Source organism: Cupriavidus sp. L7L (assembly GCF_004353535.1).
In the GTDB taxonomy this organism is placed as follows: Bacteria; Pseudomonadota; Gammaproteobacteria; order Burkholderiales; family Burkholderiaceae; genus Cupriavidus; species Cupriavidus oxalaticus_A.
On the sequence record NZ_SMNY01000010.1, the window covers coordinates 298,835 to 314,858 of the forward strand.

Annotated in this window: 11 protein-coding genes; 7 read left to right on the forward strand and 4 right to left on the reverse strand. The window is 67.6% G+C overall.

Going from position 1 to position 16,024, the window contains the following annotated elements:
• The first annotated feature begins 236 nt into the window (after positions 1–236).
• Positions 237–1,655, forward strand: a complete 1,419-nt coding sequence (locus E1J61_RS13100) for a DUF1254 domain-containing protein (protein WP_133094478.1) — start codon at positions 237–239, stop codon at positions 1,653–1,655.
• Between the two features lie 89 nt (positions 1,656–1,744).
• Here the strand turns inward: E1J61_RS13100 and metE are convergent, their stop codons facing one another.
• The gene (gene metE, locus E1J61_RS13105; protein ID WP_133094479.1) at positions 1,745–4,120 is read right to left on the reverse strand and encodes a 5-methyltetrahydropteroyltriglutamate--homocysteine S-methyltransferase; all 2,376 of its coding nucleotides are present in this window, start codon (positions 4,118–4,120) and stop codon (positions 1,745–1,747) included.
• 147 nt (positions 4,121–4,267) lie between these two features.
• Between metE and E1J61_RS13110 the strand changes: the two genes are divergently transcribed.
• Complete coding sequence (locus tag E1J61_RS13110) at positions 4,268–5,185, forward strand: LysR family transcriptional regulator (protein WP_133094480.1); 918 nt, start codon at positions 4,268–4,270, stop codon at positions 5,183–5,185.
• 9 nt (positions 5,186–5,194) lie between these two features.
• Here the strand turns inward: E1J61_RS13110 and E1J61_RS13115 are convergent, their stop codons facing one another.
• Positions 5,195–5,557 carry an AsnC family transcriptional regulator gene (locus E1J61_RS13115; protein ID WP_133094481.1) on the reverse strand — a complete coding sequence of 121 codons (363 nt, stop codon included), beginning with the start codon at positions 5,555–5,557 and terminating at the stop codon, positions 5,195–5,197.
• 152 nt (positions 5,558–5,709) lie between these two features.
• Here E1J61_RS13115 and E1J61_RS13120 point away from each other — a divergent pair, with 152 nt between their 5' ends.
• The 4 genes from E1J61_RS13120 (at position 5,710) to E1J61_RS13135 (ending at position 9,072) form a co-directional block, all read left to right on the forward strand.
• Complete coding sequence (locus tag E1J61_RS13120) at positions 5,710–6,180, forward strand: Lrp/AsnC family transcriptional regulator (RefSeq protein ID WP_133094482.1); 471 nt, start codon at positions 5,710–5,712, stop codon at positions 6,178–6,180.
• A gap of 203 nt (positions 6,181–6,383) precedes the next feature.
• Positions 6,384–6,980: a GTP cyclohydrolase II gene (gene ribA / locus E1J61_RS13125; RefSeq protein ID WP_133094483.1), complete on the forward strand. Its 597-nt coding sequence runs from the start codon at positions 6,384–6,386 to the stop codon at positions 6,978–6,980.
• Positions 6,981–7,180: 200 nt separating this feature from the next.
• A complete protein-coding gene (locus E1J61_RS13130; protein WP_133094484.1) occupies positions 7,181–7,663 on the forward strand; it encodes a MarR family winged helix-turn-helix transcriptional regulator in 483 nt (160 codons plus the stop codon).
• A 50-nt stretch (positions 7,664–7,713) separates the two neighbouring features.
• Positions 7,714–9,072 (forward strand): serine hydrolase, encoded by a 1,359-nt coding sequence (locus tag E1J61_RS13135; protein WP_133094485.1) that lies wholly within the window; start codon positions 7,714–7,716, stop codon positions 9,070–9,072.
• 48 nt (positions 9,073–9,120) lie between these two features.
• Here the strand turns inward: E1J61_RS13135 and E1J61_RS13140 are convergent, their stop codons facing one another.
• Both E1J61_RS13140 and E1J61_RS13145 read right to left on the reverse strand, forming a co-directional pair.
• Entirely contained in the window at positions 9,121–9,450 is a 330-nt protein-coding gene (locus E1J61_RS13140; protein WP_133094486.1) for a HigA family addiction module antitoxin, read from the reverse strand.
• 10 nt (positions 9,451–9,460) lie between these two features.
• On the reverse strand, positions 9,461–9,739 hold the full coding sequence (locus E1J61_RS13145; RefSeq protein WP_133094487.1) for a type II toxin-antitoxin system RelE/ParE family toxin: 279 nt from the start codon (positions 9,737–9,739) through the stop codon (positions 9,461–9,463).
• Positions 9,740–10,050: 311 nt separating this feature from the next.
• Between E1J61_RS13145 and uvrA the strand changes: the two genes are divergently transcribed.
• Positions 10,051–15,948, forward strand: a complete 5,898-nt coding sequence (uvrA, locus tag E1J61_RS13150; RefSeq protein ID WP_133094488.1) for an excinuclease ABC subunit UvrA — start codon at positions 10,051–10,053, stop codon at positions 15,946–15,948.
• The last annotated feature ends 76 nt before the right edge of the window (positions 15,949–16,024 follow it).

Genomic DNA, 16,024 nt, shown 5'->3' on the forward strand with positions numbered 1-16,024 from the left:
AGTGGGATTCCGGTTTCCGATCGGGTGATTCCCCCGCGCTGTAGAGGTGCTTTATCATCCATGTTCCGCCGCCAGCCACCACCTTAAGTGTGATCGCCCTCGCTCCCTGCCTGCGAGGAATTGACACGGCGCAAGGGCAGGCACAATATGCGCAAACACATGCGCCTCCGGGACGACATGCCGGCAGTCATAGCCGCAATCCCAGGACAGGTCGCAAGAAAATTGGGAACGGGGTCATGAAGCCTTCATTTCGTCTTATGGCGAGCGCGGTCACGCTCGCCGTCATGCTGTCCGGCTGCGCCAGCGCGCCGGATTCAGCCACAGTCCAGGCCGCCGTCGCGGAACAGCCGCCGTCCGACCAGGCCATGAAGGCCCTGTCGGCCGAGGTCTTCACCTATGCCTATCCGCTGGTGCTGATGGACGTGACGCGCGAGCTGATGACGCTGCGCACGCCGGTCAACTCCTTCAGCCACAAGCGCTCGTTCCCGGACGCCAGCTTCACCGACGTGGTCAGTCCCAATGCCGATACGCTGTATTCGTCGGCGTGGCTGGACCTGTCGCGCGAGCCGGTGATCCTGTCCGTGCCCGACACGCAAGGCCGCTATTACCTGATGCCGCTGATGGATGCGTGGACTAATGTGTTTGCCTCGCCGGGCAAGCGCACCACCGGTACCCGCCGCGGCAATTTCGCCATCACCGGACCCGACTGGCGCGGCACGCTGCCCAAGGGCGTGCAGGAAATCCGCTCGCCGACGTCGATGGTCTGGCTGATCGGCCGTACCCAGGTCAACGGCAAGAAGGACCTCCCGGCCGTGCACCGGCTGCAGGACCAGTACCGGCTGACGCCGCTGTCCGCGTGGGGCGGCGGCCGCCGCGTGCCTGACCGGCCCGCGCCGCGCGCCGCCGCGGTCGACACGCAGAGTTCGCCGGTGGAGCAGGTCGCGGCGATGGACGCGCAGGCCTTCTTCACGCGCTTCGCCGCGCTGCTGCCGGCCAATCCGCCGGCAGCGGCCGACAGCGCCATGGTGGAGAAACTGCGCCGCATGGGCATCAGCCCCGGCGTGCCGTTCAAGACCACGGTGATGGAACCGTCGACCGCGCGCGCGGTGCAGGAGGGCGCGACCGCGGCGCTGGCGGCGATCGCGCAGGGCGCGCGCAAGGGAAATGCCGATGCGGGCAACGGCTGGGTCATGCACCGCGACCTCGGCAACTATGGCACCAACTACGCCCGCCGCGCGGTGACCGCGTGGGTGGGGCTGGGCGCCAACCTGCCGGAGGATGCGATCTACGCGTCGACACGCACCGATGCCAACGGCACGCCGCTGCAGGGCGGCGCGCGCTACGTGCTGCATTTCGACAAGGACCAGCTGCCGCCGGCGCGGGCGTTCTGGTCGCTGACGCTTTACAACGACCGGCAGGCGTTTATCCCCAACCCGATCCAGCGCTACGCCATCGGCAGCCGCGACCGGCTGCGCTACAACCGCGACGGCTCGCTCGACATCTATATCCAGCACGAACGCCCGGCGGGAGCCCGGGCCGCCAACTGGCTGCCGGCCCCGCCCGATGCACTGAACATGATGTTGCGCGCGTACTGGCCGGAGCAGGCGCTGCTCGACGGCAGCTGGATGCCGCCCGCGGTGACGCGGGTGAACTGACGCAGCGCTGCTTTGGCAAGGAACAAAGGCCGCATGCCTGATGGGCATGCGGCCTTTATTGTTTTGGTTGCGCGGGTTGCGCGAGTTGCTCAGTGCGCGTGCGTCGCACACGCGGTGCAAGCGCTGCCGCCCGCAGGCGCCGCGGCGACATGGCCGGCCGGCTTGCCGACACGCTTCCACGCCATCGCGCCGCGGACGGACCAGCGCTCGCGCAGCGCGCGCGCCGCACTGACCATGTTGGACAGCGCTGCCTCGGTTTCTTCCCAGCCGCGCGTCTTCAGGCCGCAGTCAGGATTGACCCACAGTCGCTGCGGCGGCACCACCTCGCAGGCACGGTCGAGCAGCCGCTCCATCGCCTGCACCGACGGCACGCGCGGCGAGTGGATGTCGTAGACGCCGGGCCCGATCTCGTTCGGGTAGTCGAAGTCACCAAAGCCTTCCAGCAGTTCCATTGCCGAGCGCGAGGTCTCGATGGTGATCACGTCGGCATCCAGCGCCGCGATCGACGGCAGGATGTCGTTGAACTCGGCGTAGCACATATGCGTGTGGATCTGGGTCTGGTCCCTGACGCCGCTGGCCGACAGGCGGAAAGCCGTGACCGCCCAGTCCAGGTACGCGTCCCAGTCGCCGCGGCGCAGCGGCAGGCCTTCGCGCAGCGCCGGTTCGTCGATCTGGATCACGCGGATGCCGGCCTGTTCGAGGTCGCACACCTCGTCGCGGATGGCCAGCGCGAGCTGGCGTGCAGTGGTGGCGCGCGGCTGGTCGTCGCGCACGAACGACCATTGCAGCATGGTGATCGGACCGGTCAGCATGCCCTTCATCGGCCGCTCGGTCAGCGACTGCGCGTAGCGGGTGGTGTCTACCGTCATCGGCTCCGGACGGTACACGTCGCCGTAGATCACCGGCGGCTTGACGCAGCGCGAGCCATAGCTCTGCACCCAGCCGTTCTCGGTAAAGCCATAGCCGCACAGCTGTTCGCCGAAATACTCGACCATGTCGTTGCGCTCGGCCTCGCCGTGGACCAGCACGTCCAGGCCCAGCTCTTCCTGCTTGCGCACGGCCAGCGCGATTTCGGTGCGGATGCGCTCCAGGTATTCAAGCGCGCCGATGTCGCCGCGCTTGAAGGCCGCACGGGTCTGGCGGATGGCCGCGGTCTGCGGGAACGAACCGATCGTGGTGGTGGGCAGCAACGGCAGCTGCAGCGCCTCGCGCTGGCGCTCGATGCGCTGTGCGAACGGGCTGGCGCGGTGGGCCATGTCGGCAGTCACGCCGGCCAGGCGTTGCTGCACGCGCGGGTTGACCACGCGGCGCGATTGCCGGCGCGAGGCCTGCACGGCGTCGGACGCGGCCAGCTGCGCGGCGACCGCGGCATCGCCTTCGTTGAGCGCGCGTGCCAGCAGCTGCAGTTCGCCGAGCTTCTCGGTGGCGAAGGCCAGCCATGACTTCAGCTCGGCATCGAGGCGCACTTCATGCGCCAGCGACACCGGCACATGCAGCAGCGAGCACGACGGCGCCAGCCACAGGCGGTCGCCGAGCGCCGCCTGCACGGGGCGCAGCGTGTCGAGCGCGCGGCGCAGGTCGGTGCGCCAGATATTGCGGCCGTCGATGACGCCGGCGGACAGCACGGCATGCGCCGGCAGCGCGGCCTGCCATGCGGCCAACTGGCCCGGTGCGCGCACCAGGTCGATATGGAAGCCGTCGACCGGCAGCGCGGCGGCGCGCGCGGCGTGGTCGGCGGCGGTGTCGAAGTACGTCGCCAGCAGCAGCTTCGGGCCCGCGTCGCGCAGGCCGTCGTAGGCGCTGTCGAAGGCGTCGAGCCAAGCGGGTTCCAGGTCCAGGCACAGCGCGGGCTCGTCGATCTGCACCCACTCGATGCCGCGCGCCTTCAGCTGGCCGAGGATGCGGCGGTAGGCCTGCACCAGCTTCGGCAGCAGCGAGAGGCGGTCGAAGCCGGCCACGTGGCTCTTGGACAGCCACAGGTAGGTGACCGGGCCCACCAGCACCGGGCGCGCGCGCAGGCCCTGCGCCAGCGCTTCGTCGGCTTCCTCGAAGAACCACGCCGGGCCGCCGTCGAAGGTGGTGTCGGCGTCCAGCTCGGGGACCAGGTAGTGGTAGTTGGTGTCGAACCACTTGGTCATTTCCATTGCCGGCTGTTCGCGGTTGCCGCGCGCCAGCTCGAAATACTGCGTCAGCGTCAGCTGTGCCGGGTCGAAGCCGAAGCGGCGCGGCAAGGCGCCCAGCAGCGCGGTCAGGCTGAGCATCTGGTCGTACCAGGCGAAGTCGCCGGTGGCGACGGTGTCCAGGCCGCGCTCGGCCTGCAGTTGCCAGTGGCGGCGGCGCAGTTGCGCGGCCACTTCATGCAGCGCGGCTTCGCTGCTTTCACCGCGCCAGAAGGCCTCCTGCGCGAATTTCAGTTCGCGGCGTTCGCCGATGCGGGGAAAGCCGAGGATATGGGTGCGTGCCATGGGGAACTTGCTCCGGAAGATGATGACTGGTGCACAGTGTCGGTTTCCCCATAAAATGAATCAAGCGACAAGTTTTAAACAACATATGAATAGATTTCATACGACATCTCATACGACAACGGGGCGGGCCCGCGCGCCGGACTGCGCATGATCGAGGTCCGCCATTTCCGCTCGCTGGTTGCCATTGCCGAATCCGGCAAGCTCGCCACCGCGGCCGAGCGCGTGCATGTCAGCCAGTCGGCGCTGTCACACCAGATCAAGGCGATCGAGGCGCACTACGGCCTGCCGCTGTTCGACCGGACCCGCCAGGGGCTGCGCTTCACGCCGGCGGGCGAACGCCTGCTGGCACTGGCGCGCGAGGTGCTGGCCGCGGTCAGCGCGGCCGACCGCGATATCGAACGGCTCAAGGGCGACACTCGCGGCGAATTGCGCGTGGTGCTGGAGTGCCATACCTGCTTCGACTGGCTGATGCCGGTGATGGATGAATTCCGCCGCCGCTGGCCCGAGGTGGAGGTGGACCTGGTGGCGGGCTTCCATGCCGACCCGATCTCGCTGCTCAGCGAGGGCCGCGCCGACATGGTGATCGGCTCGCAGCCTGCGGTGCGGCGCGGGCTCGACGTGGCGCCGCTGTTCCGCTTCGAGATCCTTGCGGTCATCGCCAACGAGCACCGGCTGCGCAACAAGCGCCGCATCGAAGCCGCCGACCTGGCGGGCGAGACGCTGATCACCTATCCGGTGCCGGAGCAGCGCATCGACCTGATCCGCGAGGTGCTGGAACCCGCCGGTATCCGGCTGCAGCGCCGCACCGCGGAGCTGACGGTGGCCGTGCTGCAACTGGTGGCGAGCCGGCGCGGCGTGGCGGCATTGCCCAACTGGGGCGTGAAGAACTACGTCGACCACGACTACGTGCTGGCCAAGCGGATCGGTGCCAAAGGGCTGTGGAGCGAGCTCTATGCCACGGTGCCGGCGCCGCTGGCGCGCCGGCCTTATGTGGCGGACTTTGTCGCGATCGTGCGGGATACGTGCGCGGCGCAGCTCGATGGGATCGAGCTGCTGCCGGCATAGCGTGGGTGGCTAGGCCGGAAGCGCCAATCCTGCGTCACTGCGGGCCTGCGGGGCAACGGCGCGCGGAGCGGGAGCCGGCTCGCCTTGCGCCTCGCTGTCCGGATCGTCGACGTCAGCGCCCAGCACGGCCATGTCGATGCCACTTTCCAGACGGCGCAGGAACAGCCACAGCAGGCTGGCATCGGCGGCGGTCAAGGTCGCGTGGAGCACTGGCTGACTAACGGATTCGAAGCGGGTCGAGTCGAAGCGCAACTGCTCAGGCGCCAGGCCGGTGCGGCGGGCGCTGGCAAACACCCACTCCATCGCACCGAACGGGTCGGTGCCGTCGAGTTGCAGGGAAAGGCGCAGGGTGGGAAGGACGGTGGCTGGCATGTGGTGTTTCCGGCAGGTCTTCTGATGTAGTCAATGTACCAGCCGGGATGCAAAATGAGCTTCTTAATTTTCTTCAAGATTAGTGGAATTGAAAAAGAAGCATCTTCTTATGGCAAAATTTGCAGAAGTTTCTTCCACGGATTTCAGGGGCCATGGTGCAACCTCCCAAGCTCGATGACACCGACCGCCGCATCCTGCGCGAACTCCGCCGCGACGGCCGCCTGTCCAATGCCAAGCTGGCCGAGCAGGTCGGCCTGTCCGCCACACCCTGCTGGAACCGGGTGCGCGCACTCGAGGAAAGTGGCGTCATCGAAGGCTACGCCGCGCTGCTGAACCAGAAGGCGCTGGGCTTGCCGGATACGGTCCTGATCGAGGTCACGCTCGAGCGTCACGACGACGACATGCTGTACCGCTTCGGCCAGGCGCTGGCCGAGTTGCCGGAAGTGATGGAGGCCTATCTGCTCACCGGCGACTACGACTACCTGATCAAGGTCGCGGTGGCCGGCACACAGGGCTATGAGGAGTTCTTGCGGCACAAGCTGTACAAGCTGCCCGGACTGCGCCACAGCCGCTCGACCTTCGTGCTGCGCACGCTGAAGCGCGAGCCCTCCGTCGAACCCTGAGCCGCCGGCCGGCGCGGCCAGAGTATCATGCCTTGTACATCACTTCGGTGGTGGTGTCAGTAAACCAGCCGGCGCCTTGCGGGAGGAATATGCCGGCGACCCGCAACGGTGCGTTCCATTGCCGAATCAAGCGCGAACGCGTAATTCCGCTCATAATGTCGCCGGTGCCGGGCCGCCCCGCGCCCATTGAAAAGAATTCCGGTATGAACGACACAGAAATTGAGCTGATCGATTCGGCACGCCTGCCGACGCGATTTGGCGACTTCACGGCACACGCCTTCAAGGGCGCCCACTCGGGTATTGAGCATCTGGCCCTGAGCGTGGGCGAAGTGGCAGGCGAGGACGTGCTGATCCGCATGCATTCCGAATGCCTGACCGGGGATGTCTTCGGTTCCTGCCGCTGCGATTGCGGCCCGCAGCTCGAGCTGGCGATGGAAAAGATCGCTGCCGAAGGCCGCGGCATCCTGCTGTACCTGCGCGGCCACGAAGGCCGCGGCATCGGCCTGGCGGAGAAGATCCGCGCCTACCGCCTGCAGGATGGCGGGCTCGATACCGTCGACGCCAACCTGGCGCTGGGCCAGGCCATCGACGCGCGCAACTACGCCTTTGCGGCCGACCTGCTGCACCAATGGGGCGTCACGTCGGTGCGGCTGATGAGCAATAACCCGCTCAAGGCCGCCGCGCTGGAAAAGGCCGGCATCAAGGTCAACGAGCAACTGCGACACATCGTGCCGTCCAACGCCGAGAACGAGAAATACCTGGCGACCAAGCGCACGCGCATGGGGCACCTGCTCGACTGACGGCGGCTGGCTGGGTGGCCTGCCGGGTAACTGCCCGGCCACCCACGGGCCCGTCATGACCAGGTGCGCGGGCTTGTTCCTCACATGATCCAGGATTGATCCGCAAGCGGGCAGCGCGCAGGGGATGTTGCGCCTGATTGGTTGCTAATGGCAACTATTGCCATTAGAATCTTTCGGCCGTCCGCAAGTTTTTTGTCCTCATGCCCGACTCCGCCGCCAACACCACCGGTTCGATCCTGGAATACCTGACGTTCCGGCTGAACCGTCTTTGCGAAATGACCAGGGAGTCTGCCTCCGGCTTCTATGAGCGGGAATTCGGCATCGGCCTGAGGGAATTGCGCGTATTGCGTTTTGCCGGACTGGAGCCCGGCCTGACGCTGACGCGCCTGATCGAACTGGTGCTGCTTGAGAAGACGGTGACGTCCAAGCTCGTCACCGCGCTGGCGAAGCGGGGCTTGCTGCGCCGCGAGGTAGGCGCGGCCGATGCCCGGCAACTGAACCTGTTCCTGACCCAGGCCGGCGCGGCACTGGTCGCGCAGACCTACCAGCGCGGCGATGTCCTGGAAAAGATGTTCCTGTCGGTCCTGTCCGAAGCCGAAGTCCAGACGCTGGACCGGTGCATCGGCAAGCTGACCGCGGCGCTCGAGGCGCATCAGCTCGGTATCGAGCCGCCGGCAGGGTAGCAGGGCGCTGAGCGCAAAACGGCACGACCACATAACAACGAGGAGACGACATGCCAGCCAACCACACCCGGACGCGCTGCCAATGGGGCGCCATTGCATGCGGCGCCCTGTGCGCCGCCACCTTGCCGGCCTGGAGCCAGGACGCGGGCCGCGCCATCGCACCCACTGCGCCCGCGGCGCCGGCGCTGGTCGCCGCGCTGGAAAGCGACCCGGTCCGGCTCGGCTGGATGCAAGGCTTTCCGCCGCCGCCCGAGAAGCAGATCACCCACGCGCCGGGCGCCGAGAAATTCCCGCGCAATCGCTGGCTGTTCTCGCATATCCGCGAACTGGTGCCGACCGCGTCGGTCTGGCGCGGCAACGGCCCGCCCAGCCCGCTGCCGCGCGCGGAGCGCGATATTGGCTCGGTGCCCTTCAGCGATGCGGACGGCACCCGCCGGACCTTCGAAGAGATGCTGGCGCTGACTTATACCGACGGCATCCTGGTCATGCACAAGGGCAAGGTCGTCTATGAGCGCTACTTTGGCGTACTGGACGGCCATACGCCCCATATCGCCATGTCGGTGACGAAGTCGTTCGTTGGCACGCTGGCGGCAATGCTGGCGGCCGACGGCAAGCTCGATCCGGCGGCGCCCGTGACGCGCTACCTGCCGGAGATGGCCGGCACCGCCTACGGCGATGCCACGGTGCGCCAGGTCATGGACATGACTGTCGGCGTCCGCTATTCGGAGGACTATGCCAATCCCAAGGCCGAGGTCTGGGACTATGCGCGCGCCGGCGGCATGCTCGCCCGGCCTGCCGCCTACAACGGGCCGGCAACCTTCTACGACTTCCTGAAGACGCTGCAGAAGGAAGGCGGACACGATGATGTCTTTGCCTACAAGACGGTAAATGCCGAGGTGCTCGCGTGGATCGTGCGCCGCGCTTCTGGCCAGTCGCTGGCCAGGCTGCTGTCGGAACGGATCTGGCAGCCGATGGGCGCCGAGCAGGATGCCTACTTCACGGTCGACAGCATCGGCACGGAATCGGGCGGCGGCGGCCTGAACACCACGCTGCGCGACCTCGCGCGCTTCGGCGAGACCATCCGCGGCAACGGGCGCTTCAACGGCAAGCAGATCATCCCGGCATCGGTCGTGGCCGATATCCGCCGCGGCGGCGACCGCGGGCAGTTTGCGCGCTCGGGCAGCGGCCCCGTGCTGCCGGGCTGGAGCTATCGCGACATGTGGTGGGTGTCCCACGACAGCCACGGCATGTTCCAGGCTGCAGGTATCCATGGGCAGCGCATCTACATCGACCCCAAGGCCGAGCTGACGATCGTCCGCTATGCGTCGCACCCGGTCGCGGGGAACGCTGCCAACAACCCGATCACGTTCCGCGCGTTCCGGGCGCTGGCCGAGACGTTGTCGCGGTAATGGCGTGCCGGGGGTGGCAGGCTGCGCCGCCCCCGGCATTCTGCTTTCCTAGTTTTCCGGAATTTCCTGGCCGGCGCCCTCGCGCGGCACCACTTCCGCCGCGATGCGCTCGCCCAGATCCCGCTGCGCGACCTTCAGGTCGTAGGTCACCTGCATATTCATCCACGAACGCGCATCGCCACCGAAATAGCGCGCCAGGCGCAACGCGGTGTCTGGCGTGACGCCGCGCTGCTCGCGCACGATCTCGTTGATGCGGGCCGGCGTCACGCGCAACGCCAGCGCCAGCGCATTGGCGCTCATGCCCAGCGGCACCAGGTATTCCTCGCGCAGGATTTCGCCCGGATGGATCGGGCGCATGCGGTTTTCAAAGCGTGCCATGTTGCTGTCCTCAGTGGTAGTCGATGATCTCGACAGCCGCGGGGCCGTCATGGGTCCAGATGAAGCAGACTCTCCACTGGCCGTTGATGCGGAGGCTGTGGCGTCCCTTGCGATCACCGCCTAGTTTTTCCAGGCGGTTGCCCGGCGGAAAGCGCAGCGCACCCAACGTGGCGGCGTCATCAAGCATCTCCAGCTTGCGCTGGGCAACGAACTCGTTGCTCGCAAAGCGGGCGACGTAATGGCCGTCGAACAGTGCAGCGGTGTCGGAACATCTGAAGGATTGGATCATATCGTATATCGATAATCGATAAATGGCAAATCGACGAATTTGAGCAGAGGGGGCGGCTTCATGAAACCGCCGCCGCCATAGCGCAGCACCGTCAATCCTCTGAAAGCGAGCGACGAAAGCGAGCGACGCAATCGATACGAATCCTTTTCCAAACTGTTACACTGTATGGATGTACAGTGCATGGACTACACCTTCTCGGGACCTGCCCAGGCCCCGTGCTATGGTGGTTTTGCTCCAGGCCTGCCTGGCCCCTGGGCACCCCTCGTTCACGCCTGTCCCTCCTTTAACGCATTGATCCGAAAGAAAAAATCGTGTCGAGCAAGCAGCTGATTCGCATTCGCGGCGCCCGCCAGCACAACCTCAAGGATGTCGATCTCGACCTGCGCCCCGGCGAGATGACCGTGGTCACCGGACCGTCGGGATCGGGCAAGTCCAGCCTGGTGTTCGACACGCTCTATGCCGAGGGCCAGCGCCGCTACGTCGAGACCTTCAGCGCCTACGCGCGCCAGTTCCTGGACCGGATGGACCGCCCGCAGGTGGAGCGCGTCGACGGCGTGCCGCCGGCGATCGCCATCGACCAGACCAACCCGGTGCGCAGCTCGCGCTCGACGGTCGGCACGATGACGGAGCTGAACGACCACCTGAAGCTGCTGTACGCGCGCGCGGCGGAGCTGTTCGACAAGCAGACCGCGCAGCCGGTGCGCCATGACACGCCGGAGACGATCTACGCCGAGCTGCTGGGGCGCACGGCGCAAGGGCAGCCGCACCACGATGCGCGGCTGGTGGTGACGTTCCCGGTGGAGCTGCCGGAATCGACCACCGACGAAGAGGTCCAGCAGTGGCTCTCCGTCAGCGGCTACACGCGCGTGCAGGCGCAGCGTGTGGTGCAGTCGCCCACCGGCGCGCGCAAGCTGCTCGACGTGGTGGCTGACCGCTTCCGCATCGGCAATGCCGAAAAAGTGCGCGTGGTGGAGGCGATCGAAGCCTCGCTCAAGCGCGGCGGCGGACGCGTCAACATCTATGTGCTGGCCGATGGGACCGATGGCCGCGACGGCCCCGTGTGGCGCTTCTCCACCGGCCTGCATAGCCCGGACAGCGACCTGCGCTATGCCGACCCGCAACCCGCGCTGTTCTCGTTCAACTCCGCCTACGGTGCCTGCGAAACCTGCCGGGGCTTCGGCCGCGTGATCGGGGTCGACCTAGGGCTGGTCATCCCCGATGCGCGCAAGTCGCTGCGCGAAGGCGCGATCAAGCCGATGCAGACCCCTGCCTGGAAAGAATGCCAGGACGACCTGATGCGCTACGCCGGCAAGGCCGGCATCCCGCGCGACACGCCCTGGGCCGACATGACCGAGGCCGAGCGCCACTGGGTTGTCCATGGCTCGCCCGACTGGAACGGCCAGTGGAACAAGCAGTGGTACGGCGTGATGCGGTTCTTCAGCTACCTGGAGTCGAAGGCGTACAAGATGCACATCCGGGTGCTGCTCTCCAAGTACCGCAGCTACACCCCGTGCGAAACCTGCGGCGGCGCGCGCCTGAAAACCGAGTCGCTGCTGTGGCGCCTGGGCTCGAAGGACAATGCCGACGCGGTGCTGGCGGCCGGGCGCCGCTTCTTGCCGCGCGGCGTGGACTGGGACCGAACGCAGCTCGAAGCGCTGCCTGGCCTGACCGTGCACGACCTGATGCTGCTGCCGATCGAGCGCATCCGCCGCTTCTTCGACGAGCTGACGCTGCCCAGCGCGATGCTGGACGACGCGCTCAAGCTGCTGCTGGCCGAGGTGCGCACGCGGCTGAAGTACCTGTGCGACGTCGGCCTTGGCTACCTGACGCTGGACCGCCAGAGCCGCACGCTGTCCGGCGGCGAAGTGCAGCGCATCAACCTGACCACCGCACTCGGCACCTCGCTGGTCAACACGCTGTTCGTGCTGGACGAGCCCAGCATCGGCCTGCACCCGCGCGACCTGAACCGCATCGTCGAGGCCATGCACCGGCTGCGCGACGCGGGCAACACGCTGGTGGTGGTGGAGCACGATCCGTCGGTGATGCTCGCCGCGGACCGCCTGATCGACATGGGCCCCGGCCCGGGCGAGCGCGGCGGCAATATCATTTTCGACGGCACGCCGTCCGATATCCGCAATGCCGACACGCTGACCGGTGCCTATCTCGGCGGGCGCCGCCGCGTGGCCGATGCCTCGCACTGGCAACGCCGCCCCGTCGACCACGCGCTGCCGCGCATCGTGCTGGAAGGCGCGACCGAGCACAACCTGCAGGACGTCACCGTCGAGATCCCCCTGCAGCGGCTGGTGTGCGTGACCGGCGTGTCCGGCTCGGGCAAGTCCACGCTGCTGCAGGACGTGCTGCATCCGGCGATGGCTCGGCATTTCGGCAAGGCGACCGAAGCGCCGGGGGCGTACCGCAAGCTGAGCGGCGCGGACCTGGTCGATGACGTGGTCTTCGTCGACCAGTCGCCGATCGGCAAGACCGCGCGCTCCAACCCGGCCAGCTATGTCGGCGCGTTCGACGAGATCCGCAAGATCTTCGCCAGGGCGCCGATGGCGCTGCAGCGCAGCTATACCGCGGGCACCTTCAGCTTCAACTCCGGCGACGGGCGCTGCCCGACCTGCGGCGGCTCGGGCTTCGAGCACGTCGAGATGCAGTTCCTCAGCGACGTCTACCTGCGCTGCCCGGATTGCGACGGCACCCGCTATCGACCCGAAGTGCTGGAGGTGAAGATCGAGCGCGCCATCGCCGGGCAGCCGCCGCGCGCGCTCAGCATCGCCGACGTGCTGGAGCTGACCGTCAGCGAAGCTGCGTCCTACTTTGCCGGCGATGCCGCGGTGCTGCGCGTGCTGCAGCCCATTGTCGATGTCGGGCTCGAATACATGAAGCTGGGCCAGCCCGTGCCGACGCTGTCGGGCGGCGAGGCGCAGCGCCTGAAGCTGGCCGGCTTCCTGGCCGAAGCCGCGCAGGCCACGCCGTCGCGCACGCGCGGCAATACACTGCCGCGCCGGCTGTTCATGTTCGACGAGCCGACCACGGGTTTGCACTTCGACGATATCGCCAAGCTGATGCTGGCCTTCGGCAAGCTGCTCGACAGCGGCCATTCGCTGATCGTGATCGAGCACAACCTCGACGTGATCCGCGCCGCCGACTGGCTGATCGACCTGGGCCCCGAAGGCGGCGATGCCGGCGGCCGGGTAGTCTGCACCGGCACGCCGGAAGACGTGAAAGGCTGCGCCGAGTCGCATACCGGCCAGGCGCTGATCCACTATGACGCCGCGCTCGGCGAAGCCGGCATGCTGGCCGCGGAACGTGCCGCCGGCACCGAGTCCGAAGGCGTGCCGCTGCAGGCGGTCTTGCAGGCCCGCCGCGCGCGCCGCGAGATCGAGGGCGAGGACGTGGTGCGCATCGTCAACGCGCACGAGCACAACCTGAAGTCGCTCAACGTCGATATCCCGCACGGCAAGTTCAACGTCGTCACCGGCGTGTCCGGGTCGGGCAAGTCGACGCTGGCGTTCGACATCCTGTTCCACGAAGGCCAGCGCCGCTACCTGGAATCGCTCAACGCCTATGCGCGCTCGATCGTGCAGCCGGCGGGCCGGCCAGAGGTCGATGCGGTCTACGGCATCCCGCCCACCGTCGCGATCGAGCAGCGCCTGTCGCGCGGCGGCCGCAAGAGCACGGTGGCGACCACGTCGGAAGTCTGGCACTTCCTGCGCCTGCTGTACGTGAAGCTGGGCATCCAGCACTGCGTGCATGACGGCGCGCCGGTGACGTCGCAGAGCCCGGAATCGATCGCCGCGCAGTTGCTGCGCGACCATCGCGGCGAGCACGTTGGTTTCCTCGCGCCGCTGGTGGTCAACCGCAAGGGCGTTTATACCGACCTGGCGAAATGGGCCAAGGCGCGCGGCAATACACACCTGCGCGTCGATGGCGAGTTCCTGCCGGTCGATCCGTGGCCGCGCCTGGACCGTTTCCGCGAGCACACCATCGAGCTGCCAGTCGGCGACCTGGTCATCACGCCGGAGCACGAGCCGCAACTGCGCGCACTGCTGGCGCAGGCCCTGGAAGCGGGCAAGGGCGTGATGCACCTGCTGGCGCCGCTCGACGGGCTGGGCCACGCCATGACCAACGGCGGCACCGCGCACGTGGGCGAGGTCAAGGTGTTCTCGACCAAGCGCGCCTGCCCCGAGTGCGGCACCAGCTATCCGGAACTCGACCCGCGCATGTTCTCGTACAACAGCAAGCACGGCTGGTGCGGCAGTTGCGTCGGCACCGGCCTGGCGCTGACGCGCGAGCAGCGCGCGGCGTTCGACGATACCGTGCTGGCCGACGACAACCGCGGCCGCGAGCAGAGCCTGCCGTCGGAGGAGCTGGAACCGGAAGGCGTGGGCGAAGCGCCGTGCCCCGACTGCCATGGCACGCGCCTGAACCCGGTGGCGCGCGCGGTCACGTTCGACACGCAGGCCATCGTCGACGTGGCGCAATGGACCGTGTCCGATACGCGCCGCTGGGTCGACGGCCTGCGCCTGGCCGGCCGCGACGCCGAGATCGCGCGCGACGTGGTCAGCGAGATCGGCAGCCGCCTGCAGTTCCTGGAGGAAGTGGGCCTGGGCTACCTGAGCCTGGACCGCGCCGCGCCCAGCCTGTCCGGCGGCGAGGCGCAGCGCATCCGGCTCGCGGCGCAGCTCGGCAGCAACCTGCAGGGCGTGTGCTACGTGCTGGACGAGCCCACCATCGGCCTGCACCCGCGCGACAACCAGATCCTGCTCGATGCGCTGCGCAAGCTGGGCGACAAGGGCAATACGCTGGTGGTGGTCGAGCATGACGAAGACACCATCCGCCGCGCCGACCACATCATCGACATCGGCCCCGGCGCGGGCAAGCGCGGCGGCACTCTGGTGGCGCAGGGCAGCGTGGCGGAGCTTGCCGCGGCGCCGGCTTCCACCACCGGCCAGTTCCTGGCACAGCCGATCATCCACCCGCTGCAGGCGCGCCGCCCGGTGCAGCCGGGCGCGGCCGGCAAGCCGGCCGACCCGGCCGAATGGCTGACAGTGCACGGCGCTTCGCTGCACAACCTGCGCAACGTGAACGCGCGCATCCCGCTGTCGCGGCTGGTGGCGATCACCGGCGTGTCAGGCTCGGGCAAGTCGACGCTGGCGCGCGACGTGCTGATGACGAACCTGCTCGATGCGGTGGGCCGCTCGGTGCTGTCGTCGCCGGCCACGCGCCGCGCGCGCAATGCGGCCAGGGAAGAGGCCAGGACGAGCAAGTCGACGGCAAGGAAGCCGCTCAAGGTCGACCACGACTGGTATGGCTGCGAGGCCATCACCGGCTGGGAATCGATCGATCGCGTGCTCGAAGTCGACCAGACCCCGATCGGCAAGACCCCGCGTTCCTGCCCGGCGACGTACATCGGCGTATGGGACACGATCCGACGGCTGTTCGCCGATACGCTCGAGGCGCGTGCGCGCGGCTATACCGCGTCGCGCTTCTCTTTCAACACCGGCGATGGCCGCTGTCCCGCGTGCGAAGGGCAGGGCGTGCGCACCATCGGCATGAGCTTCCTGCCGGACGTGAAAGTGCCATGCGACGTCTGCCACGGACAGCGCTTCAATCCCGAGACGCTCGCCGTCACCTGGCGCGGCAAAAACATCGGCGACGTGCTGACCATGGAGATCGATGAGGCAGTGGAATTTTTTGCATCGATGTCCAATATTGCGCACCCGCTGCAGCTGATGAAGGACGTGGGGCTGGGCTACCTGACACTGGGCCAGCCATCGCCGACGCTGTCCGGCGGCGAGGCGCAGCGCATCAAGCTGGTCACCGAACTGAGCAAGGTGCGCGACGACATCACCCGCCGCGGCCAGAAGGCGCCGCACACGCTGTACGTGCTGGACGAGCCTACCGTCGGCCTGCACATGGCCGACGTGGCGCGCCTGATCCGCGTGCTGCATCGCCTCACCGACGGCGGCCACAGCGTGGTGGTGATCGAGCATGACCTCGACGTGATCGCCGAGGCCGACTGGATCATCGACCTGGGACCGGAAGGCGGCGCGGGCGGCGGCACCATCGTCGGCGCGGCCGATCCGGAGTCGCTGGCGCGGATCCAGGCCAGCCATACCGGCGCAGCGCTGGTGCCGGTGCTGGCGCGCGGCAAGGCGGAGACGGAGCAGGCCGGCGCGCCAGGCAAGGTCAGCATGGCCTGAGCTCCTTGCCGCAGGCGAGGGCGTAGCCAGGGCCACACGGCACAGGCACGCCTTTCGCTTGCTCATGGTTGCTGGC